The following is a 21,048-nucleotide window of genomic DNA, read 5'->3' on the forward strand; positions in this document are numbered from 1 at the left end:
TTGATTCGGTATCACAACACCCATAACGGGGAAAGGAAGTTACGTGCTCGACGTCAACTTCTTCGATGAACTTCGCATTGGCCTTGCCACTGCGGACGACATCCGTCAGTGGTCCTACGGCGAGGTCAAGAAGCCGGAGACCATCAACTACCGCACGCTCAAGCCCGAGAAGGACGGCCTCTTCTGCGAGAAGATCTTCGGCCCCACTCGGGACTGGGAGTGCTACTGCGGCAAGTACAAGCGCGTCCGCTTCAAGGGCATCATCTGTGAGCGCTGTGGCGTCGAGGTCACTCGCGCCAAGGTGCGTCGTGAGCGCATGGGTCACATCGAACTGGCCGCTCCGGTCACGCACATCTGGTACTTCAAGGGTGTGCCGTCCCGTCTGGGCTACCTGCTCGACCTGGCTCCGAAGGATCTCGAGAAGATCATCTACTTCGCTGCCTACGTCATCACCACGGTCGACGACGAGCTCCGTCACAACGAGCTCTCGACGCTCGAGGCCGAGATGGAGGTCGAGAAGAAGGCCGTCGCAGATCAGCGCGACGCCGATCTCGAGGCTCGCGCGCAGAAGCTCGAAGCCGACATCGCCGAGCTCGAAGCCGAGGGTGCCAAGTCCGACGTGCGTCGCAAGGTCAAGGACGGCGGCGAGCGCGAGATGCGTCAGCTCCGTGACCGCGCGCAGCGTGAGCTCGATCGTCTCGAAGAGATCTGGACCACGTTCACCAAGCTCGCTCCCAAGCAGCTCATCGTCGACGAGCTCATCTACCGCGAGCTCATCGACCGGTACGGCGAGTACTTCACCGGTGCCATGGGTGCCGAGTCGATCCAGAAGCTCATGCAGACCTTCGACATCGACGCCGAGGCGGAATCTCTTCGCGAGACCATCCGCAGTGGCAAGGGTCAGAAGAAGCTGCGTGCGCTCAAGCGTCTGAAGGTCGTCGCCGCATTCCAGGCCGGCCGTAACTCGCCGATGGGCATGGTCCTGGACGCTGTCCCGGTCATCCCGCCGGAGCTTCGTCCGATGGTGCAGCTCGACGGTGGCCGTTTCGCGACGTCCGACCTCAACGATCTGTACCGCCGCGTCATCAACCGCAACAACCGCCTCAAGCGTCTGATCGATCTCGGTGCTCCCGAGATCATCGTCAACAACGAGAAGCGGATGCTGCAGGAGTCGGTCGACGCCCTGTTCGACAACGGCCGTCGTGGACGTCCGGTCACCGGACCGGGTAACCGTCCGCTGAAGTCTCTCTCCGACTTGCTCAAGGGCAAGCAGGGTCGATTCCGTCAGAACCTCCTCGGCAAGCGCGTCGACTACTCGGGCCGTTCGGTCATCGTCGTCGGCCCGCAGCTCAAGCTGCACCAGTGCGGTCTGCCGAAGCTGATGGCTCTCGAGCTGTTCAAGCCGTTCGTGATGAAGCGTCTGGTGGATCTGAACCACGCGCAGAACATCAAGTCGGCCAAGCGCATGGTCGAGCGTCAGCGTCCGCAGGTGTGGGACGTTCTCGAAGAGGTCATCGCCGAGCACCCCGTGCTGCTGAACCGTGCACCCACCCTGCACCGGTTGGGCATCCAGGCGTTCGAGCCGCAGCTCGTCGAGGGCAAGGCCATTCAGCTGCACCCGCTCGTGTGTGAGGCGTTCAACGCCGACTTCGACGGTGACCAGATGGCTGTCCACCTCCCGCTGTCCGCCGAGGCTCAGGCCGAGGCACGCGTGTTGATGCTGTCGTCGAACAACATCCTCTCGCCTGCATCGGGCCGTCCGCTCGCCATGCCGCGTCTGGACATGGTGACGGGTCTGTACCACCTGACACGTCTGGACGCCGGTGCTGTCGGCGAGCGCGCCGACGCGAAGACCGACCATGCCGAGTTCGGGGCGTACTCCTCCCCGGCCGAGGCTCAGATGGCCGTCGACCGTGGATCGCTCACGGTGCAGTCGCAGATTCGGGTTCGTCTCACCACGCAGCGCCCGCCGCGTGAGATCGAGAACAAGCTGTTCCCCGAGGGCTGGAACCGCGGCGAGGCATGGACCGCGGAGACCACTCTGGGACGCGTGCTCTTCAACGAGCTGCTGCCGGCGGACTACCCGTTCGTCAACGAGCAGATGCCGAAGAAGCGTCAGTCGACCATCATCAACGATCTCGCCGAGCGTTACCCGATGATCGTCGTCGCACAGACCGTCGACAAGCTCAAGGACGCAGGCTTCTACTGGGCCACGCGTTCGGGTGTCACCATCTCGATCTCCGACGTCCTCGTGCCGCCGGAGAAGCCGCAGATCATGGAGACCTTCGAGGCTCAGGCCGATCAGATCGAGAAGAAGTACCAGCGCGGCGCTCTCGACAAGGTCGAGCGCAACTCCGCACTGGTCAAGATCTGGCAGGACGCGACCGAGCAGGTCGGTAAGGCCATGGAAGCGCACTTCCCCGACGACAACCCGATCCCGATGATCGTGAAGTCCGGCGCAGCCGGAAACATGACTCAGGTTCGCTCGCTCGCCGGTATGAAGGGCTTGGTGACCAACCCGAAGGGTGAGTTCATCCCTCGTCCGATCAAGTCTTCCTTCAAGGAAGGCCTGACGGTCCTCGAGTACTTCATCAACACGCACGGTGCTCGTAAGGGTCTGGCCGACACGGCGCTTCGTACCGCCGACTCGGGCTACCTGACGCGTCGTCTGGTCGACGTCTCGCAGGATGTCATCGTTCGGGAAACCGACTGTGGCACCGAGCGCGGCATCGTCACGACGATCGCCGAGAAGACGGCCGACGGCAAGATGATCCGCGACGCTCACGTCGAGACCAGCACGTACGCCCGCACGTTGGCGAACGACGCTGTCGACGAGAACGGCACGGTCATCGTCGCTCGCGGACACGATCTCGGTGACCCGGCCATCGACGCGCTGCTCGCTGCGGGCATCACGTCGGTCAAGGTTCGCTCGGTGCTCACCTGCACCACCGGCACCGGCGTTTGCGCCACCTGCTACGGCCGCTCGATGGCCACCGGCAAGCTGGTCGACATCGGTGAGGCCGTCGGTATCGTTGCCGCACAGTCCATCGGTGAGCCCGGAACTCAGCTGACCATGCGTACCTTCCACCAGGGTGGTGTCGCCGGAGATGACATCACCGGTGGTCTGCCTCGCGTGCAGGAGCTGTTCGAGGCACGTGTGCCGAAGGGCAAGGCTCCGATCGCGGACGTGTCGGGACGCATTCAGCTCGAGGACGGCGATCGTTTCTACAAGATCACCATCGTCCCGGACGACGGCGGCGAAGAGGTTGTCTACGACAAGCTCTCCAAGCGTCAGCGTCTGCGCGTCTTCAAGCACGACGACGGCACCGAGCGCCTTCTGGCGGACGGTGACCACGTCGAGGTCGGCCAGCAGCTCATGGAAGGTGCTGCCGATCCGCACGAGGTGCTGCGCGTGATGGGTCCTCGCCAGGTTCAGATTCACTTGGTCAACGAGGTCCAGGAGGTGTACCGGTCGCAGGGTGTGTCGATTCACGACAAGCACATCGAGACGATCGTGCGCCAGATGCTCCGTCGCGTGACGATCATCGACAGCGGCTCCACCGAATTCCTGCCCGGTTCACTCACCGAGCGCAGCGAATTCGAGTCGAGCAACCGTCGCGTCGTCTCCGAGGGTGGCGAGCCCGCAGCCGGACGTCCGGTCCTGATGGGTATCACCAAGGCGTCGCTGGCCACCGACTCGTGGCTGTCTGCAGCGTCCTTCCAGGAGACCACTCGTGTGCTCACCGATGCGGCGATCAACTGCCGCAGCGACAAGCTCATAGGTCTCAAGGAGAACGTCATCATCGGTAAGCTCATCCCGGCTGGTACCGGCATCAACCGGTACCGGAACATCACGGTGCAGCCGACCGAAGAGGCGCGTGCCGCGGCATACGCGGTGCCGTCGTACGACGATCAGTACTACAGCCCGGACGGCTTCGGCCAGGGAACCGGCGCTGCAGTGCCGCTCGACGACTACGGTTTCTCCAACGAATACCGCTAGAGCGACTTCGTCGCACGTGAGCAGAAATTCGTAGTCCACTACGAATTTCCGCTCACGACGACAGAGCTTGCAGACACAAGCCCCGCATCGACTTCGGTCGGTGCGGGGCTTTGTTGTATCTGGGGTGACGCAAAAAGGCCCTGCATCCAGAAATGCGTGCAGGCCCTTTTGCGGAGTCCATTGCTATGACGCAGGTCAGCCTTTCAGCCTGAAGGGCCTGTCAGTTTGACAGCCATCTTGGCGATACGCACTTGAACCCCGTGTAGTCTCCGGACATGTGTGATTCACCGGTGCGTTTGCTCGTCATTTCCGATTTGCATGCCCACGGCGGACCTGACGACGACTCCGCGCCTTCGTTACTTGGCTACGGGGGAGCCAGATCTCAAGCCAATAAGATGTTTGACTTGTGTGGGTCCTCGGTGGAGGAGATGGGGTGGTCAAAGGTAGATGCAATAATTTGCCCCGGCGATATTGCTCACCAGGCAGACGTGACTGGACTTGTAAACGCATGGGAAGATCTCAATAAGCTGTCTGTTCGCCTCGATGCGCCGCTCATTGCGACCGCAGGCAATCATGACTACGACAGCAGAGGGTCCGGTGGGCCCAACCCGAAGGCCTCGTTGATGGCGCTCTCGCCGTTGTTCCCATTTGAGCATCCGAAGGCCAGTGATGATCCTCAAATGCGATACTTTTCGCAAGATTACGCTGTGTACGACACCGACCGCATCAATCTAGTTAGTCTAAACTCTTCGTCTCACCACGGCTACGATGCCGATGGGCATCCCGAGTATCACCATGGTCGACTCGGGGACGTTGCCGCGACCCGACTGCCGGGGACCTTATCGGTTAGTAGCTTAAATAAGCGCGCGAACGTCCTATTGACGCATCACCATGTCGTACAGCTGCCCATGATCGACACGCGCGAACGGAGCCAGATGCTCGACGCGGAACTCTTATTGAGGACCCTCGAGGAATCAGGTGTCTGGTTGGTTGTGCATGGTCACAAGCACCGACCCTGGATCCACACAGCACACGGGGGCGGAGGTGCTCCCTATATCTTTTCGGCAAGCAGCTTCAGCGTAAACAACGGCGGCAACAACTTTGGTAACGCATTCCGCAACCAATTCCATGTCATAGAAATCCAGAACAGTGAAATCGCAGAGTCGCTTTCGCTCGACATTGCTGCGAAGGTCCACAGTTGGTCATGGACCGGACTGGACGGCTGGCGAAGAGCGGGCGCCAATGACGGGCTACCAGGGGAATGTGGATTGGGATGGCGAACCGGCCCACATCGGTTATCTTCCCAGATTGAAAGGTGGCTTGAGGCGCACCCCACTAATTCAGCTTCCTACCAGGATCTCCTTGAGTGGGAACCGCGATTGGACTATCTTCCACCAGATGATAAGCAGCGCGTTGTAGAAATTATGGGGTCGTTGGACGAACCAATCCGAGTGAGCCTTGATGAAGCCGGCCGCTGGCTCAAAATTGAAAAGCGGATTCTTGCAGAGGGAGTGTCCTGACATGAACGGACCGCTCCATCTTGGATCAGATTTTCTCCCCGAGCACATCAGCGCCTACAATGCGAACAAGCTTAGTGCTAGGGATATCGCGAAAACCTTTGTGCCCTCGGATGCTTTCTGGAAGATCCAACAATCAGGGAACTCTTTGTTGACAGGTCCACGCGGTAGCGGAAAGACAACGTTGCTTCGCATGCTGCAGTCTGAGGCCCTTGAGCACTGGCAGCATGAAAATGCAGATATTGCGCGCTTAAACGTGCAAGCGTCCGGAATATTTGTGGGTGCTGACCGATCGTGGAATGCGCAGCTGACAATGACATCCGCGGATATTGATCAGGGTTTGAAAACTTCGATCTCCTGGGGGGCGTTTTCATGTCATATCGCTCGAAGTGTGGTGCGGGCGATGAGCTACAGGACTAGCGGTCCATACGACCCAGAAGACATTGCCCATCTACGAGTCAGCATCACTGACGCGCAAGAAGAAACAATTTGTATCGCTTTAACGAAAATATACGAACTCCCTGTTGTCTGCTCCACATTCCAGTCGGTATCGTCCGAGTTTCAATCACGCTTGCGTTCGCTGGGTATTCTTCGCCGCGCATTCTTGGCTGGACGGGACCGGCAGATTCCATCTTGGGTCGACGCCGACCCTTTCGCTGATGCATCGTCAGCTCTTGAGGCATTTAATTCGATAAGTGGGGAAAATGACCATAAATGGAATCTGCTGTTCGATGAGCTAGAACTGGTACCGACGAGTATTGTTGATGAGCTGATCGGAAGGCTACGTGGCCCGGAGGCCGTGCTTTCGTACAAGCTTTCAATTTCACCCGCAGATCACGCGCTACGGGCTTTAGAGGGACGTTTAGCGGCCGTTCATGGGCAGGATTACGATCACGTCCCATTGACGTCGGCTTTTAGGCAGCCAAATGAAAAATTTACTCGGGATGTTATTAGTTCAATTCTACGAATGCGGCAACCGCCTATTGCAACAAGCCTAAACCGCCTTCTCGGCGCGAGTGAGATGGATAATCGGGAGTACCTGCACGCAGAGGACGCTAACGAGATTTCTGTTAAACGGTCAGGATCGGATCCGTATGCAGTAGGTAGCCAACTGTGGAAGCGATATGTAAGCTTGCGTGACAAAGATCCATCTTTCGCTTCCTATCTGCAAAGCAATGAGGTCGATCTAGAAGATCTCGGCAAGCTTAGTGCTTCAGCTCGTTCGTCTGCATTGCGGAAAATCCGGAATATCGTGTTGGTTCGTGATGAGTACCGAAATGATAGGGGCCGACGTCGGTCTCGTAAAACATATAAAATTTATACCGGGGCTGATAGTCTTCTTGCCCTGCCAGACGGCAATCCGCGAATGATCTTGGCGCTTGCAAAAGCAATTTTGAATCAGATCGACGCGTCATCTGTTGGGCGGAAATTGACAACAGCCGAGCAGAATCGAGTAATTGACGACACTCTCGATCGATTCTTGGCGCTCATCCGGGTGCAGCCTTCTTCGCTAGTCGACGGACGCGCCGTGTCGCTACTTGATTTGCTCGATGCGGTGGGTACAAACTTCTCCAAAAGGCTGGTCGAAGAGGACTTCAACGCAGATGCCCCACTTGGGTTCATCGTGGATAAAGCAACGCATCCGAAGATTGTAGAACTAGTCGAGTTGGGCGTCGATACAGGCTCGCTTATTTATGTGGCGAGGGATACGGCGGGAAAGCTGAGTGGTTCGGTTCTCGGGAGTCGGTTTAGACTCGCCCATATGCTTGCTCCGAGATATGGTTTGCCTATGAGACTGGGGAGAGATGTTTCTTTAAGTGGATTGCTCCCTGGTCGCTGGACGATTTCATCTCGCGGATCGGGTTCGAGGCGACCGGCGGAAGGTAACTCGGCCAGTCCCCAACTTCGCTTTGCATTGACTGAGGAGGAATAGCGATGTATTTCGACGAGTTTGATCCACGAGTAAATTTCGACTTAAAGCCCTTGCTTGAGAGCCGACAGGGACCAGAAGGGAGTCTCAACGGTCAGTATCGATATGATGCTCTGATCTGCACTCTCGGGTATGAAACTCGTGCACGGTATGTGGCGGAAAGATTGCAAAGAGAGACCGAAAATATTTGGGCGTTCTCGTACCCTGCAGTGGCTTCGTTTGATTACTCGCTGAACGAGGAAAGATATAAGGCAATGGGAACGATCTACCACACTAATGCTCATAGTTACAGGATATTCTTGAGAGAATTGGTAGCTGGACGCTTAGCAGCCAGGAGGGACGCGAATTCAGAGCAATCGCAGACGTTGCGGTTTGCAATCGACATCTCATCCATGGACCGTGATCGCCTTGCCGGTACGGTGTTAGCGCTGATGGTTGATCAAGTCGAGGAAATCGAGATCGACTTTTACTATTCGTGCGCAGATTTCGACGAAAAGCTCGTCGGAAGCGAAGGCCCTATTCACGTCAACCGACCAATTTCAGGTTTCGAGGGTTGGACCAGCACCCCCGATTTGCCGCTGGCGTGTGTGCTGGGCTTGGGTTTCGAGCACAACTTGGCGCTCGGCGCATTAGAGACATTGGAGCCTACGGACGCATATTTGTTTGTGGCAAGCGGGGTCGACGATCGTTACGACCACATTGTTATGGATCGGAATTCTGCGCTGATTGAGGGCGTCACGGAAAACATCTATCAGTATTCTGTTCGTTCGCCGATGAGAACTGCGCTGGCGGTTGAGTCGATCGTTCACTCGCTTGTGAGGAGTAGACGGGTAATACTAGTCCCGATTGGTACCAAAATATTTGCGCTTGCTTGCTTCCTTGTCGGAGTAGCTTACGGTGACGAATTGGCGGTTTGGAGGTTGTCCGCTGACTCTGCTCGAACGCCTGAGAACCGTGTCTGCACAACAGATCCAGTCGGTGTCAGTGTTCTTCTGCGAAAGAAGAAGTCTCTAACCTAATTTGGCGTACTCTTATTCGCGGAAACTGTAGTTAGTCGCCAATATTTCGCGCGTGGATGTGCGTGCGTTAGCCGAGGCGGCAAGGCCCCGATGAACATCGAAGCTTCGGATAGTCCACGTCGAAGTGGCAAGTGCTTTAAGCAGTTCGGCGTCAGCTTTGTAGGAAATCATCACTCTAACTCCGTTGCTGGTCAGTGTTTGAACCGATTCGATTAGGCGTCTTACGTCAGAATCTCGATACGTTTCGTATCCATACTCGCCGTACGTCTGGCGATTGGCGCTGAAGTACGGAGGGTCAAGGTAAGCAAAGTCTCCAGGCCTGCAAGCATGCAGAGCTTTCTCGAAATCTACGGACTTAAGCGTTGTACGTCGTAGGCGGCGGCCAAAAGCATGAAACTCGGCCAGTGTAGGAAGTGGTCCCGTTCGATTTCCGTAAGGAACGTTGAACTGTCCCTGTCGATTGGTTCTATATATCCCGTTGAAACAATTTCGATTGAGATACACAAATCGGGTCGCGCGATCTTGCTCAGACAGCGTCTCTGGTTTGATGTTCCTAATCTTGTAGTAAGTGTTCTCGTCATTAGGTATCAGCGTAAGTCGTCGGTAGATACCTTCTGTATCTCTCGATATCGACCTGTAGGCGCTAATCAACGCGAAATTGGCATCATTTAAAGTCGCCTTTTTGGGATTCAATGCAAGTAAGAAACATGCAGATCCGGCAAACGGCTCATGGTAACGGTCGAAGACGGTAGGCGCGGTCGCGAGCAGTAGGGGCAACAATCGACGTTTACTTCCAGCCCATCTTAAGATGGGGCCTGCAGTGGCATGCGAGGTTGAAGCAGAGTTCGTCATGGTCATCTATCAGCATTCGGTAACTTGTTTGATTCATCTGTGCGGGAAGGTGAACCAGTAAAAGATGTCGAGAAATTGTGCGTGGCGAGAAGCTCCTGCGTCGATTGGAAATCATCGGCCCAGCTGTTGGTCTCGTCAACGGTAAGCGCGAGTAAATCTTGGAGGTAGGCAATAGCCTTGAGAAGGGTTTCGCGTTCGAGCGACTCTCCTGCCACCTGACCTGCTGTTGCTAACGAAGCAATAAACGCTATTGTTAGGGATTCAATTTTGTGAATGGTTAGTTGGTCTCGTATCCATGAGGCGGATAGGTTAAAGAATTTGTCTACGGCGTATGCAAGAGCTGCCGTGGCGAGAAGGAGATAGCCTATCCCTAAGGGGATCGACCCCCAAATGGAGGAGATCGTAGGGACAACAGTGCCTGCCGTACCGGCGGTGAGTACAACCACTCGCAGTACCTTCGAACGCCATCGCTTTTTCTTCTTGTCGCCGACGTACCAGCGCCTGACATCTTTTCCGTAACTGAGGACGAAAAAAACCGTGTCTTCCGGACTCGAATCCATGCTTTCACGAAGCGAATCGAAGTCTATCTGTAGCTCGCGATTCGATTGCATCATCAGCGTTTGCCAGTTGGCCTATCGTCTCGAAAGTGGGTGTAAGACATTGGCAGGGTACCAGATGTTCTGTGGAACTGCGCTTAGTAAGGCGCAAATTTGCCGAACGGTGTTATTTTTCCGGATGACAGAGCCTGCAGACCTAAGCCCCGCATCGACTTCGGTCGATGCGGGGGTGGAGTCGTATCTGGGTGCGCGGTGTGTTTTCCGCGTCACTCGAGTCGGTACGGACATGAATGATCAAACATCCAGCACCATCGTGAACATCGGCGTGGCCATGTTCACCGTCTCAGACCAGGACGCGGCTCTCGAGTTCTATTCGCGTGTACTTGGCTTCGAGCTGCGCGACGATACGCGCTTCGGTCCCGAGGGCGAGTATCGGTGGGTTGAGGTGGCTCCGCCCGGTTCGACGGCGCGGCTCGCCCTGAATCCGCCGATGGGTGACTCGCCCGGCGGGGCCTCCATCGGTGTCGAAACTCCCGACGTCGAGGCGGAACATGCCCGACTGAGCGCGATCGGCGGTGTCGACATGGACGCGATTTCCGGGGCGGAGGACGGTGCGCCGCCCATGTTCGCGCTGCGTGATCCCGACGGCAATTCGGTGTGGGTGGTTCAGGCCTGATGCGGTAGATGATCAACCTCGGACCTATGTCCGCTGCGATCGCGCGGCCGCTGCCACACCGACGAGTGCCACGGCCGCGAAGGTGAACAGCAGCAACTGAGCCGATCGCAGCGTCGATGATTCTCCGAGGTTCACCAGCACTCCCGCAAGGGCTGCGCCGAAAGCGTTGGCTATCAGTTGGACGGTATTGATGGCGGCTGAGGCTCGTGCGCCTTCGCCCGGTTCGGTGACCGATGTCATGGCACCGACCGCCAGGTGCGGCCACGCGATTCCTATTCCGACTCCCGCGATGATCAGACCCACTACCCACAGGGTGACCAGGCCGGCACCTGCTCGGTCGGTGAGAAACGTTCCCATGGTGCACAATCCGGCGGCGACGAGGATCGGTCCACCGATGACGATCCGTCGTACGATGTGTGGTGCTGTGGCCGATGCGCTCGGTATCTCGCCGAGAGTCCATCCCAATGCCAGTGCAGCTCCGAGGAATCCGGCGGCCAACGGTGCCAAGCCTGCCAGTCGCTGGCCGAACAGCGGGATAAACGTCTCCACCGTCGAGGCGACGGCGAGGACGACGATGGTCAGGTACACCCATTTCAGGGACGATGCGCTGAAGGTCGACGGCGGTAGCACGCCGTGGGGTGCGTGACGGTCTGCAGCCACGAAGGCGACCAGGAGCAGCACGCCGGCCGAGACCATCACTGCGGTGGTGGTGAGGTTGGACATCACTCCGGCAGCGCTGACCGCCAGTGCAGCCGTGGTGAGGAGGGTCAGCGACAGGATCGGCACAGGGCTCGCCTCGGTGGTCTCGGTCGTGCGGACCGGGAGTGCCTTGGGGACGAGGGCGGCGACGGCGAGTGCCGCCACCACGAGCACACCGAACGCCATTCGCCAGGCACCGAATTGGGCGAAGATGCCGCCGATGGCCGGGCCTGCGAACGTTCCGACGCCCCACATCGCCGAGACCAGTGCAGCTCCACGGGTCCAGAGATGTTGTGGCAGAGCTGCGTTGATGACGGCGTAGCCGAGTCCTGCAAGGAGCCCGCCTCCTGCGCCCTGGATCGTTCGGCCCACCAGTAGCAGTTCCATCGTGGGGCTCAGAGCGCACACGACAGTTCCGAGAGCGAAGATCGTCAGGCCGATCAGGTAGGCACCTCGTGGTCCGCGGGCGGCGAGGACATTGCTGACCAGCATTGAGGAAATAACGGACGCAATGAGGAAAACCGTTGCCGTCCAGGCGTAGTAGCGCTGGCCGCCGATCTGGTCGATGGTTGTGGGGAGCAGGCTGGTGGTGAGGTAGACGTTGGTGGCGTACAGCGCTACGCCGCCCGCGAGGACGGTTGCGGTGCCGAGGTAGCGAGCGCTGAGCAGCTGTCGCCAGGTTCCTGTCGTGGGTTCGGTGGAGGGGTGCATGATGACGAAGGTTAGGATCTCAAGTGCACTTCAGGTCAAATCCGTTCGTCGGCTGGGAGGCAGGATGATCCGCAAGAGTGACGAGCTGCTGTCCATCGGTGAGGTTGCGGCCAGAACCGGTGCCGCAGTGTCGGCAGTTCGGTACTACGAGTCCCTCGGGCTCGTTCACGCCGAGCGGACGGCCGGGAACGTACGCAAGTTTCCACGTCACGTCATCAGGAGGATCTCGCTGATTCAGGTGGCGGTGCGGTTCGGGATACCACTGGCGGAGGTGGCCGAGGTCTTCGCGTCGTTGCCGTCGGGTCGCACCCCGAACAAGCGTGACTGGGCCAAGATCTCGTCCGCATGGAACCAGAGGTTGGAGGATCGGAAGCAGTCCATTGCGCGGATGCAACAGGAACTGACCGGGTGCATCGGCTGTGGCTGCCTCTCATTGAACAAGTGCACCTTGCTCAATCCGGGCGACGAGCTCGGTAAGGCGGGGCCGGGGGCGCAGCTGATCTGAAACAAACCCAACCGGTCGGAGAATCTCGTCGTCCGGGGGTCGGTGGGACGCTTCGACCGTTATCGTTGTCCAAATGCGAAAGACAACGCTCGTGCTTGCGCTGGTCATGGCGTGGATTTTCGCGGCCGCCCTCCCGGCCGGTGCGGTGCCAGGTGATGACCCGTCGTGGTCCGGCGATTATTCGCTGATGCGATTCGCGGCGAGCAAGACCGGCACGAGCGCAGCGGCGTCGCAGCGCGAACCGGATTTCTCCGACGTCTACACCTTCGCCACCGACTGCACCGCAGGAGAGTGCGTCGCCTCCGTTGTCGCCGGGCCACCACCGGCAAACGAGTCTCTTCAGAACCGCCCGATCGAGTACGTCTGGGACGGAACGAGCTGGGTGCACACCTACGACTGGGTGTGGGACTGCTACAAGGGCGAAGGCGTTCCCAAGGACTACAACGATGCTCGCTCGGTGGCCTACTACACCCCGAAACCCGACGGCAGCTTCGAGGGCGTGTGGACGACCACGATCTACGGCGGCTACTGCGACGGCACCGTGGTCGTGAACGTTGCTGCATATCCCGTCCCGCCGATTCCCGCCCTGCCTCCGATATTCGGCAGTAGCTGACAGGCCGAGGTTGCGTTCGTCGATTCATTCGTGATGGCAGACGGCCTCGAGGTCGATGCCGTTGACGTCGCGCACGAATGATCCGTAGTACGTGGCATGGTATTCCGGCTGCAGTCCCGGCGGCCGGAGCTCGACTGCTCCTGCCGACAGTGCCGCAGCGTGGAAGGCGTCGACCGTGGCGCGATCCGGGGCGCTGAATGCGAGATGAGTATGCGGTCCGATGGCCGAACCCGGCGCGTCCACGATCCAGAAGAAGGGCTTCACCCGCGCCCAACCGAACGCGATCATGGCGAGCTGGTTCGCCTCGGGGGTGTGCGGTACCCGCATGATCTCGGTGATACCGAGCGGTGCAAGTGCCGCGCCGTAGAACTCGGCGCTGGCGGCGAGATCGGCGACGCCGATGTTGAGGTGGTCGATTTGGGATCCGGTGCGGTCGGTGTTCGTCATGCCTGTGAGCTTTGTCTAGATTGCGGACGACTTCGGTCCTGAATCGGATGGATCCGTCGTGTTCACCTCGGCGTCGAATCGATGACGGGCGGAGTTTGCCCGGGCACGAGAGTCTCGACCAATGGTGAGACGGGGTAACGAGATACGGATCGGGCAGGACATCTCTTTGCGGGCGGGGGCCACACGTCGACAGTTTCTGACGTGGAGTGCATTGGTGGGGGCGCTGGCGTTCACTCCTGAACTCGCGGGAACCACGGCGACGGCAGGCGCGCAGTCCGTGGTGACGCCTGATTACCCGTTCCGTCTCGGCGTGGCCTCCGGCGACCCACTGCCCGATTCGGTGGTGCTGTGGACCAGGCTCGCCACCGATCCCTTCGCTCCGCTGGGTGGAATGACTCCGGGCGTCGTACCCGTGCGGTGGCAGATTGCGACCGACGAGCAATTCGCACACATCAGCCGCGAAGGGATCGAGCTCGCCACCGAATTCGACGGTTGGTCGATTCACGTCGACGTCCGCGGTCTGGAGCCGGCTCGCGAATACTTCTATCGTTTCCTCGTCGGAGCACACGCCAGCCCGATCGGACGCACCAAAACTGCACCGGCACTGGGCCAGCCGTCGAACAGGCTCGATTTCGCCTGGGCCTCGTGCCAGAAGTGGGAGGACGGTTTCTTCGGCGCGTACGGGGACCTGGCAGCCTCGAATCTCGACGTGGTGTTCTTTCTGGGCGACTACATCTACGAGTACGCGATCAAGGACGAGGGTGCGCGACAAGGCGAGCCGCGCACCGAGTCGGCGGCTCGAGAAACCATGGTGCTCAGCGACTATCGCGACAGATACGCGATGTACAAGGCAGATGAGAACCTCGCTGCCGCGCACGCGTCGGCACCGTTCGTCTCCACGTTCGACGATCACGAGGTGGACAACAACTGGGCCTCGCAGATCAGTCAGGACAACGACGATCCGCGAGAATTCCTGCTGCGCAGAGCCGATGCCTTCAAGGCGTGGTGGGAGAACACTCCGGTCCGCGCGAATCTGAAGCCCGTGGGCCCGGACATGAAGGTCTACCGTCGCTTCTCGTTCGGCGACCTGGTGGACTTCTCGGTGCTCGATACCCGGCAGTACCGCAGCGATCAGGCGCACGGAGACGGTGAGCATGCGCAGGACGCCGAGACGGCCGATCCATCGCGCACCATTACCGGTGCGGCACAGGAGCAATGGATCCTCGACGGGTTCGCGTCACCGTCGAGGTGGAACTTTCTGGCACACCAGACGGTCATCTCCGATCTGGCGCGGGTGCAGGGGGACGATCGCAAGGTCGGCATGGATCCGTGGAGCGGGTACGAGGCCTCGCGTCATCGCATCCTCGACGGAGCCAGGGATCGCGGCACGAAGAACGTGGCGTCGATCGTCGGCGACATTCATCGCACGATCGTCTCGGAGCTGAGGCGCGACTACCAGGATCAGGTGTCGCCGATACAAGGTGTGGAGATCGCGGCCACGTCGATCGCGTCGGGCAAGGACGGTGCCGATGTCGACACCGCCGGTGCGGCCATCGCGGAAGCCTCACCGCACGTCAAGTACGGCAACGCTCGGCGCGGCTACCTCCGCAGCACGCTGACGAACACCGAATGGCGTTCGGAGGTAAGGGTTCTCGATCGCGTTTCCACGCCGGGCGCATCGGTGCGAACCGCAGCCACGGTCACCGTCCCCGAAGGCCGCCCCGAGGTCCAGCTCGGCTAGCGCCTGTCGGCTAGCGCCCGTCGGCGATGATCTGTGCGACGTTGCGTTCGGCGAGTGCGGTGATGGTCAGCGACGGGTTGGCCGCTCCGGTGCTTCCCGGGATCAGCGCACCGTCGACGACGTAGAGTCCGGGGTGCCCCTTGACTCGGCCGTAGTCGTCGGTGACGTCGCCCAGTACCGCGCCGCCCAGGGGGTGGGCGGTGAAGGTGTCGTCGACGTCGCGGGTGAACGGTTCGGCCGCGACGATTGTGCCGCCGGCCTGGGCCATCCGGTTCTGTACTGCGCGTAGGGCTTCGACGGTGTCGCGACTGCCGCCCTTCGGCCAGTTGAGCGTCAACTTGTTTGCAGCGGAATCGAATCCGAAGCTTCCACGCAGTGGGTCGATGGTCATACCCAATGAGCCGATGAAGCCGAGGTTCACGGGAACGCCTGGTACGTACCAGTTCTCGACGGTCAGGGGCAGCCCGGAGTCGTCGGTGATGCGGGATGCGCACGGCGCTCCCTGCGGTCCGGCAGACATCGGGCCGAGCGACCGCGTCATCGAGGCGTCGCCGTTGGTACCCCATCCGGTGCCGACGAACTCGTTGAGGTTCGCGAGCGCTCCGGTGGTACGAGCGCGCATCAGTAGTTCGGTGGTACCGATGGATCCGGCTCCGAGGACGAGGGTGTCGCAGGTGACGGTGCGAGTCTCGACGACGTTGCCGAACGGGTCGAGTCGTTCGATCTCGACGCGGTAGCGGCCGCCGGATTCGGTTCCGATGGCTGCGACGCGGTGGCTGTGGCACACGGCCGCGCGACCGGTGGCCTCGGCCTGGGGGATGTAGTTCTGCGTCAGGTCGTGCTTGGCACCGTTGGAGTTGCCGAACGTGCTGGCTCCGACGGTCGCGGACGGCCTGGAGCGGCCGGCGATCTCGTCGCGCACGACGTTCCAGTTCCAGTTGCCGTCGACCGCTTCCGGGGTGAATCCTGCCCGCCGGGCGTGGTCGTCCCAGGTGCGCGAGTGCGTGAAGTTCGGGCTGTTGTAGACGTCCTCGGGCATCGTCGACGGCCGGAGCATCGAGCGCGCCTTGGGGTACCAGGTTGCGGCCATCTCGTCGTAGTTCAGACGTCCGCCGAAGGAGAGGTCGAAGAACTTCTTGTCGGGGGCGATGGTGACGCCGGTGTAGACGATCGAGCCGCCGCCGACGGCTGCGCCGCGCCAGACCGAGAGGTTCTCGTAGCGGGTGGTGTCGAGGACGCCGCCGAAGAGGTCGACCGGTCCGACGGGCATGCCGGTGATGTTGGTGAACGAGCTCTGCTGCCACAGTCCGCGTCCGTCTGCGGTCATGTCGGCGGTGAAGATCTCGCGCCAGGGGTCGCGCGGCCAGCGGAGTCCGCGCTCGAGCACGGTCACCTGGGTGCCGGCCTGCGCCATACGCAGAGCGGCGGCGCTGGCACCGAATCCGGAGCCGATGACGATGACGGATGAGTGGTCCGGTGGGCGCGGGGGATCGGCGAACAGTTCGGGAACCAGTGCTCGGATTCGTTCGGCACCGATCGGCAGCGCGCCTGCAGTAGGGGAGCCCGGTGTCCCGGTGGAGCTCAGGACCGGAGCGGTAGCAGCGCCGAGCATTCCGGCAGCGGCCAACCGCAGCAGTTGCCTTCGGTTCACGGAAAGTCCCCCTACTTGACTCACGGACAGCGTTGTCGATTCTGTCGTGTTTGCCGCGAGAAAGCGAACGGTTCGGTCGGTCTCGAGGATGGTTCCCAGCTCGGCCTCAGGTTTGCCTGTCAGACTCCGCTCATGGTTTCGGCATCGGCGGCTCTGTTACTGCTCGTCGTAGCGGTGGTCGGCATCGTGGCGCACCTGTTGGACGCGCGGGGGCAGTCGATGCTCGTGGCCGCTTCGTTGGCACATGTCCTCATGCTCGCTGCTCTCCCCGGCGCCGTTCTCGCGGCCGTGGCATTCGGGTGGTGGGGTCTGGCGGCCGGCGCGGCGGTACTGGCGAGTGCCGCCGCAACCCAGATGCCGCTGAAGCGGCGCAGATTTGAGAAAAAACGCAGATTCACCAGGAAATCCGACGAGTCGAACCTGACGGTGTTGCACGCCAACATCTGGCTGGGACAGGCCGATCTCGACGGGTTGGTGGCGTTGGTCGAGCAGCACCGACCCGACGTTCTGACGCTGGTCGAGCTGACACCGGAGGCCGACGCGCGTCTTCGCCCCAGGTTGGCGGGGTCGTTACCGCACGCGTACGTCAGTGCGGCGCCCGGCGGTAACGGCACCGGCATCTACAGCCGCCTCCCGCTCGTGGACGAGCAGCGCCACGACGGCTTCGTCACCGAACTGCTCTCGGCGCGGGTGGAGATGCCGGGCCGACCGCTGGTGTTCGCGGTTCACCCCGTGCCGCCGTGGCCGCGGGAGCCGTCCGAATGGGTCCGCGAGCTGGGGTTGCTACGGCAACTACTGGCCAAGATCCCCATCGACGACGGTCCCGTGGTGGTCGCGGGCGACTTCAACGCGACGCAGGATCATCGGCGATATCGAGACCTGCAGGACGGGCGTTTCGTCGATGCCGCGGTGGCAACCGGAGCCGGCATGCTCAGGACGTACCCGGCGCACACCTGGCACCCGCCTGTCATTGCCATCGATCACGTTCTGGTGGCCGACATGGCGGTTCGTTCGGTCGAGGCCGTGACGATTCCAGGCTCCGACCACCGCGGCATCCTGGCTCGGCTGGCCTTCTGTCCCAGTCAGAGCTGATCAGGGCTGCGCGGGCAACTGCTGCACCGACCACTTGTTGCCGTCGGGGTCGGCGAAGTACACGAACGTGCCCCAGCCCTCGTCCTTGGGCGGGTCGATGGTCAGTCCGGCCGCGGTGAGGTGTTCGTAGGCGTCCTGGACACTCTCCACGACCATCAGGATTCCGGCTCCCTTGCCCGGTTCGGCATCGGTGATGTTCTCGCCGATCGCGATGGAGCACGCCGAGCCCGGGGGAGTGAGCTGGACGTACCGGATGCCGTCCCAGGGGCGAGCATCGTGGTCGGCGTTGAAGCCGATCGAGACGTAGAAGTCCTTGGCGCGGTCGACGTCGGTGACGGCCAGGGTGACGAGTTCGAGCTTCATGGTGAGGTTCATGAGGCAATGATGAGCGCCATTGCGGACACATTCGGTCCGCTATGACATCTCGTCGAAGAATGTTTCGAGAATTCTTCGTCCGTCCACGGCGACGCGGCCGAGGACCTGTGCGCTCGGTGCCGTTCCCGCAGGCATGTGGGCGTCGAGCATCGGTTGCTGCGCAGGTGTGAGCTCGACGTGGAACTGCAGACCGAGACCGCTGCCGAACCGGAACGCCTGATTCCGGTAGAGATTCGAGCTGGCCAGGAGCACAGCCCCGACGGGCAGGTCGAACGTATCGGTGTGCCAGTGCACGACTGCCACCGGCTCTGTTCCGAACAGCGTCGCGCCGGCCTCGGTCGCGGTCACCTCACCGGAGCCGAACTCGGCAACCGGCCCCCGATACACCGCACATCCCTGCGAGGCGGCGAGGAGCTGCGCGCCGAGACACACCCCGAGCACGGGAATGTCCCGTCGCAGACACTCGGAGATCAGTTCTCGTTCGGTCCGCATGTGAGGGTGAGCGACATCGCCCCACGCGTCCATGGGTCCGCCCATCACGATCAACCCCGCGACCGCATCGGCTGTGGGCAACGAGTCCCCACTTCCCACCGCGGCCACCGTGTACTCGATTCCGCGCTCGGCCATGATCGTTCCGATCAGCGCGGGGCCCTCGACATCGACGTGCGTCAACACCCACCAACTCATGACGAGAAATATGCCCGACGCCCCGGCGGTTGTCCTGGCTGTGTTGCTTTCCATTCTCGACAGATCCCGCACTCGATCCGGTACGGACGACGCCTCGGCGCTGCGTCATACCGTCGAACGGGCGGTGCACGCGGAGAAGATCGGGCTGCATCGGTTCTGGTTGGCCGAGCATCACGGCGTTCCCGGCATCGCGTCGGGCGCTCCGGCGGTGTTGGCGGCGGCGGTGGCGTCGCGCACCTCACGCATCCGCGTCGGATCCGGGGGAGTGATGCTCCCCAACCATCAGCCGCTGATCGTGGCCGAGCAGTTCCTGATGTTGGAGTCCCTCTTTCCCGGCCGGATCGATCTGGGTGTCGGCCGTTCGCTCGGGTTCACCGAACCGGTGCGGGCAGCGCTGCGTCGAGACCGCGACGAACCGGATACCTTCGATACCGACATCGCCGAATTGCGTTCGTATCTGGACGGTTCGGCAGCGGTGACGGCGCGGCCTGCTGCTCCGTCTCCGCCGGTGTTCGTTCTCGCGACCGGTGCCGGTCTGGAGGTGGCCGCCCGCGCCGGGCTTCCGGTTGTCGTCGGTGGGCCGGTGCTCCAACACGATGATCCATTGGCGCTGTATCGCAAGCACTTTCGGCCCACTTCATCGAATCCCGAACCGTACGTGATCGTCTCGCTCGACGTCACGATCGCAGCCGACCCCGCCGATGCCCGCAGGCTGGCCGTTCCGGAGGCATGGGCGATGGCCAGGTCACGACGTGAGGGTGAATTTCCGGCCCTGGAACCGGCGTCGGCGATCGATGAATCGCAATGGACGCCGCAGACGAGGAACCGAATCGAGGCGTCATTGGCGTCGAGAATTCTCGGCACGGCGGGGCAGGTGCGTCCCCGGCTTGAAGCGTTGATCGAGCGCACCGGCGCGCACGAGATCATGGCTTCGACATCGACGTACGATCGCGCCGAATTGTTCGATGCAGACACTGCGTTCGCTCAGCTGGCCGGCGCGACCGGCTGAACCGGCGCGGTGGCCGCCAGCGCAGCCACGAGGTCGCGCTGAATGTCGGTAGCGGGCACGGTCGCGTCGACCACCGCCGATACCGGGAGTCGCAGTTTTCGGTCGGCCTCGGTGCGGAACACCAGCCCGGTCCGAGGAGCGCTGTCGGCGGTACTTGCGTACAGGATCGACCAGCTCTGCGGATGGTTGAGAAGTTCGGCGCTGGCGGTGTGATCCGACGCCACGGGAGGCCCGAACGTCAGTGGGAGCCCGCTACGTTTCATTTCACGCTCGATCACCCGGTGCAGCAGGATCTGCTCGCTGCGTTTGGGCAGCAGCAGTGGGTAGTCGGCGAGTTGGCTCAGGCTCGGGTTTCCCTCCCCGGCCAGGGGGTGGCCCTCGGGGAGAACGACGACGAGGTCCTCGGTCCACAGTTCGGTCACGTGCAGGCCCGAGCGTTCGACGCTGCCACGGATCAGCGCCACCTGGCAGTCGCCGGATGTCACCGCTTCGATCTGTTCTGCGAATCGTTTCAGGACGAAGTCGATCTCGGCGTCGGGATGGCGTTCGCGCACGGCGACGATGGCGGCGATGGCGTTCGCGGCGAAGGTCATGTTCCCGGTCAGGCGCAATTGGTTCCGGCGGCGCGCCGTCAGGGCCAGTGCCGCCTGCTCGAGCTCCACCATGTGCCGGGCGATGGATACCAATTGTGCTCCGACAACGGTCAATCGGACCGTGCGAGAGGTGCGCTCGAACAGGGGCTCACCGATCTCTCGTTCCAGCTTGGAAATCTGCAGGCTGATCGCCGATTGCGAGACGTAGCAACGCTCGGCGGCACGCGAGAAGTTCAGTTCCTCCCCGACTGCGAGGAAGTACTTCAGCTGTCGCAGTTCCATCCGCGTCTCCATCCATGAGTTCTACTCATGGATGCTATGTGAACTTCCGCGTTGATAGACCACCGAGGTCGGAGTTTCATGGAGGTAGTTCT

Annotated in this window: 18 protein-coding genes; 10 read left to right on the top strand and 8 right to left on the bottom strand. The window is 61.1% G+C overall.

All coding sequences use genetic code 11. The features are described 5' to 3' along the window. Nucleotides 1-43: 43 nt before the first annotated feature. The 4 genes from CH275_RS25750 (at nt 44) to CH275_RS25760 (ending at nt 8,466) form a co-directional block, all read left to right on the top strand. Nucleotides 44-4,000 (top strand): DNA-directed RNA polymerase subunit beta', encoded by a 3,957-nt coding sequence (locus tag CH275_RS25750; protein WP_094680952.1) that lies wholly within the window; start codon nt 44-46, stop codon nt 3,998-4,000. A 275-nt stretch (nt 4,001-4,275) separates the two neighbouring features. Continuing rightward, entirely contained in the window at nt 4,276-5,520 is a 1,245-nt protein-coding gene (locus CH275_RS25755) for a metallophosphoesterase family protein (RefSeq protein ID WP_094680953.1), read from the top strand. A gap of 1 nt (nt 5,521) precedes the next feature. Continuing rightward, nucleotides 5,522-7,450 (top strand): ORC-CDC6 family AAA ATPase, encoded by a 1,929-nt coding sequence (locus CH275_RS29285; protein WP_143546874.1) that lies wholly within the window; start codon nt 5,522-5,524, stop codon nt 7,448-7,450. Nucleotides 7,451-7,452: 2 nt separating this feature from the next. After that, nucleotides 7,453-8,466 carry a hypothetical protein gene (locus tag CH275_RS25760; protein WP_143546875.1) on the top strand — a complete coding sequence of 338 codons (1,014 nt, stop codon included), beginning with the start codon at nt 7,453-7,455 and terminating at the stop codon, nt 8,464-8,466. A 12-nt stretch (nt 8,467-8,478) separates the two neighbouring features. On the opposite strand, the gene CH275_RS30465 is transcribed toward CH275_RS25760, so the two are convergent. Further along, on the bottom strand, nt 8,479-9,324 hold the full coding sequence (locus tag CH275_RS30465) for a DNA adenine methylase (protein WP_094680955.1): 846 nt from the start codon (nt 9,322-9,324) through the stop codon (nt 8,479-8,481). Continuing rightward, complete coding sequence (locus CH275_RS25770; RefSeq protein ID WP_094680956.1) at nt 9,321-9,932, bottom strand: SLATT domain-containing protein; 612 nt, start codon at nt 9,930-9,932, stop codon at nt 9,321-9,323. The genes CH275_RS30465 and CH275_RS25770 overlap by 4 nt, the downstream gene beginning before the upstream one ends. A gap of 229 nt (nt 9,933-10,161) precedes the next feature. On the opposite strand from CH275_RS25770, the gene CH275_RS25775 reads away from it, so the two are divergent. Next, nucleotides 10,162-10,551, top strand: a complete 390-nt coding sequence (locus tag CH275_RS25775) for a VOC family protein (protein ID WP_094681143.1) — start codon at nt 10,162-10,164, stop codon at nt 10,549-10,551. A 24-nt stretch (nt 10,552-10,575) separates the two neighbouring features. On the opposite strand, the gene CH275_RS25780 is transcribed toward CH275_RS25775, so the two are convergent. Then, nucleotides 10,576-11,961 carry an MFS transporter gene (locus CH275_RS25780; RefSeq protein WP_094680957.1) on the bottom strand — a complete coding sequence of 462 codons (1,386 nt, stop codon included), beginning with the start codon at nt 11,959-11,961 and terminating at the stop codon, nt 10,576-10,578. Nucleotides 11,962-12,025: 64 nt separating this feature from the next. On the opposite strand from CH275_RS25780, the gene soxR reads away from it, so the two are divergent. Next, entirely contained in the window at nt 12,026-12,466 is a 441-nt protein-coding gene (gene soxR, locus CH275_RS25785) for a redox-sensitive transcriptional activator SoxR (RefSeq protein WP_094680958.1), read from the top strand. Between the two features lie 73 nt (nt 12,467-12,539). Continuing rightward, nucleotides 12,540-13,079, top strand: a complete 540-nt coding sequence (locus CH275_RS25790; RefSeq protein ID WP_094680959.1) for a hypothetical protein — start codon at nt 12,540-12,542, stop codon at nt 13,077-13,079. Nucleotides 13,080-13,103: 24 nt separating this feature from the next. Here CH275_RS25790 and CH275_RS25795 read toward each other — a convergent pair whose 3' ends face one another. Next, a complete protein-coding gene (locus tag CH275_RS25795) occupies nt 13,104-13,526 on the bottom strand; it encodes a VOC family protein (RefSeq protein ID WP_094680960.1) in 423 nt (140 codons plus the stop codon). Nucleotides 13,527-13,647: 121 nt separating this feature from the next. Here CH275_RS25795 and CH275_RS25800 point away from each other — a divergent pair, with 121 nt between their 5' ends. Continuing rightward, nucleotides 13,648-15,267: an alkaline phosphatase D family protein gene (locus CH275_RS25800; RefSeq protein ID WP_094680961.1), complete on the top strand. Its 1,620-nt coding sequence runs from the start codon at nt 13,648-13,650 to the stop codon at nt 15,265-15,267. 10 nt (nt 15,268-15,277) lie between these two features. Here CH275_RS25800 and CH275_RS25805 read toward each other — a convergent pair whose 3' ends face one another. Beyond that, entirely contained in the window at nt 15,278-16,918 is a 1,641-nt protein-coding gene (locus tag CH275_RS25805) for a GMC oxidoreductase (RefSeq protein ID WP_094680962.1), read from the bottom strand. Between the two features lie 132 nt (nt 16,919-17,050). Here CH275_RS25805 and CH275_RS25810 point away from each other — a divergent pair, with 132 nt between their 5' ends. After that, a complete protein-coding gene (locus CH275_RS25810; protein ID WP_094680963.1) occupies nt 17,051-18,010 on the top strand; it encodes an endonuclease/exonuclease/phosphatase family protein in 960 nt (319 codons plus the stop codon). Here CH275_RS25810 and CH275_RS25815 read toward each other — a convergent pair whose 3' ends face one another. After that, on the bottom strand, nt 18,011-18,385 hold the full coding sequence (locus tag CH275_RS25815; RefSeq protein ID WP_094680964.1) for a VOC family protein: 375 nt from the start codon (nt 18,383-18,385) through the stop codon (nt 18,011-18,013). Between the two features lie 39 nt (nt 18,386-18,424). After that, nucleotides 18,425-19,072, bottom strand: a complete 648-nt coding sequence (locus CH275_RS25820; protein ID WP_094680965.1) for a type 1 glutamine amidotransferase — start codon at nt 19,070-19,072, stop codon at nt 18,425-18,427. 40 nt (nt 19,073-19,112) lie between these two features. Between CH275_RS25820 and CH275_RS25825 the strand changes: the two genes are divergently transcribed. Next, on the top strand, nt 19,113-20,081 hold the full coding sequence (locus CH275_RS25825) for an MsnO8 family LLM class oxidoreductase (protein WP_179276349.1): 969 nt from the start codon (nt 19,113-19,115) through the stop codon (nt 20,079-20,081). Here the strand turns inward: CH275_RS25825 and CH275_RS25830 are convergent. Then, nucleotides 20,057-20,956 (bottom strand): LysR family transcriptional regulator, encoded by a 900-nt coding sequence (locus CH275_RS25830; protein WP_094680967.1) that lies wholly within the window; start codon nt 20,954-20,956, stop codon nt 20,057-20,059. The genes CH275_RS25825 and CH275_RS25830 overlap by 25 nt on opposite strands. Nucleotides 20,957-21,048: the final 92 nt, after the last annotated feature.

It is taken from the genome of Rhodococcus sp. 06-235-1A (assembly GCF_002258785.1).
Classification (GTDB): domain Bacteria; phylum Actinomycetota; class Actinomycetes; order Mycobacteriales; family Mycobacteriaceae; genus Rhodococcoides.

Coding starts and splice junctions, on each gene's coding strand:
- CH275_RS25755 (WP_094680953.1), top strand. CDS start 4,276: ATGTGTGATTCACCGGTGCGTTTGCTCGTCATTTCCGATTTGCATGCC.
- CH275_RS29285 (WP_143546874.1), top strand. CDS start 5,522: ATGAACGGACCGCTCCATCTTGGATCAGATTTTCTCCCCGAGCACATC.
- CH275_RS25760 (WP_143546875.1), top strand. CDS start 7,453: ATGTATTTCGACGAGTTTGATCCACGAGTAAATTTCGACTTAAAGCCC.
- CH275_RS30465 (WP_094680955.1), bottom strand. CDS start 9,324: ATGACCATGACGAACTCTGCTTCAACCTCGCATGCCACTGCAGGCCCC.
- CH275_RS25770 (WP_094680956.1), bottom strand. CDS start 9,932: ATGATGCAATCGAATCGCGAGCTACAGATAGACTTCGATTCGCTTCGT.
- CH275_RS25775 (WP_094681143.1), top strand. CDS start 10,162: ATGAATGATCAAACATCCAGCACCATCGTGAACATCGGCGTGGCCATG.
- CH275_RS25780 (WP_094680957.1), bottom strand. CDS start 11,961: ATGCACCCCTCCACCGAACCCACGACAGGAACCTGGCGACAGCTGCTC.
- soxR (WP_094680958.1), top strand. CDS start 12,026: ATGATCCGCAAGAGTGACGAGCTGCTGTCCATCGGTGAGGTTGCGGCC.
- CH275_RS25790 (WP_094680959.1), top strand. CDS start 12,540: ATGCGAAAGACAACGCTCGTGCTTGCGCTGGTCATGGCGTGGATTTTC.
- CH275_RS25795 (WP_094680960.1), bottom strand. CDS start 13,526: ATGACGAACACCGACCGCACCGGATCCCAAATCGACCACCTCAACATC.
- CH275_RS25800 (WP_094680961.1), top strand. CDS start 13,648: ATGGTGAGACGGGGTAACGAGATACGGATCGGGCAGGACATCTCTTTG.
- CH275_RS25810 (WP_094680963.1), top strand. CDS start 17,051: ATGGTTTCGGCATCGGCGGCTCTGTTACTGCTCGTCGTAGCGGTGGTC.
- CH275_RS25815 (WP_094680964.1), bottom strand. CDS start 18,385: ATGAACCTCACCATGAAGCTCGAACTCGTCACCCTGGCCGTCACCGAC.
- CH275_RS25820 (WP_094680965.1), bottom strand. CDS start 19,072: ATGAGTTGGTGGGTGTTGACGCACGTCGATGTCGAGGGCCCCGCGCTG.
- CH275_RS25830 (WP_094680967.1), bottom strand. CDS start 20,956: ATGGAACTGCGACAGCTGAAGTACTTCCTCGCAGTCGGGGAGGAACTG.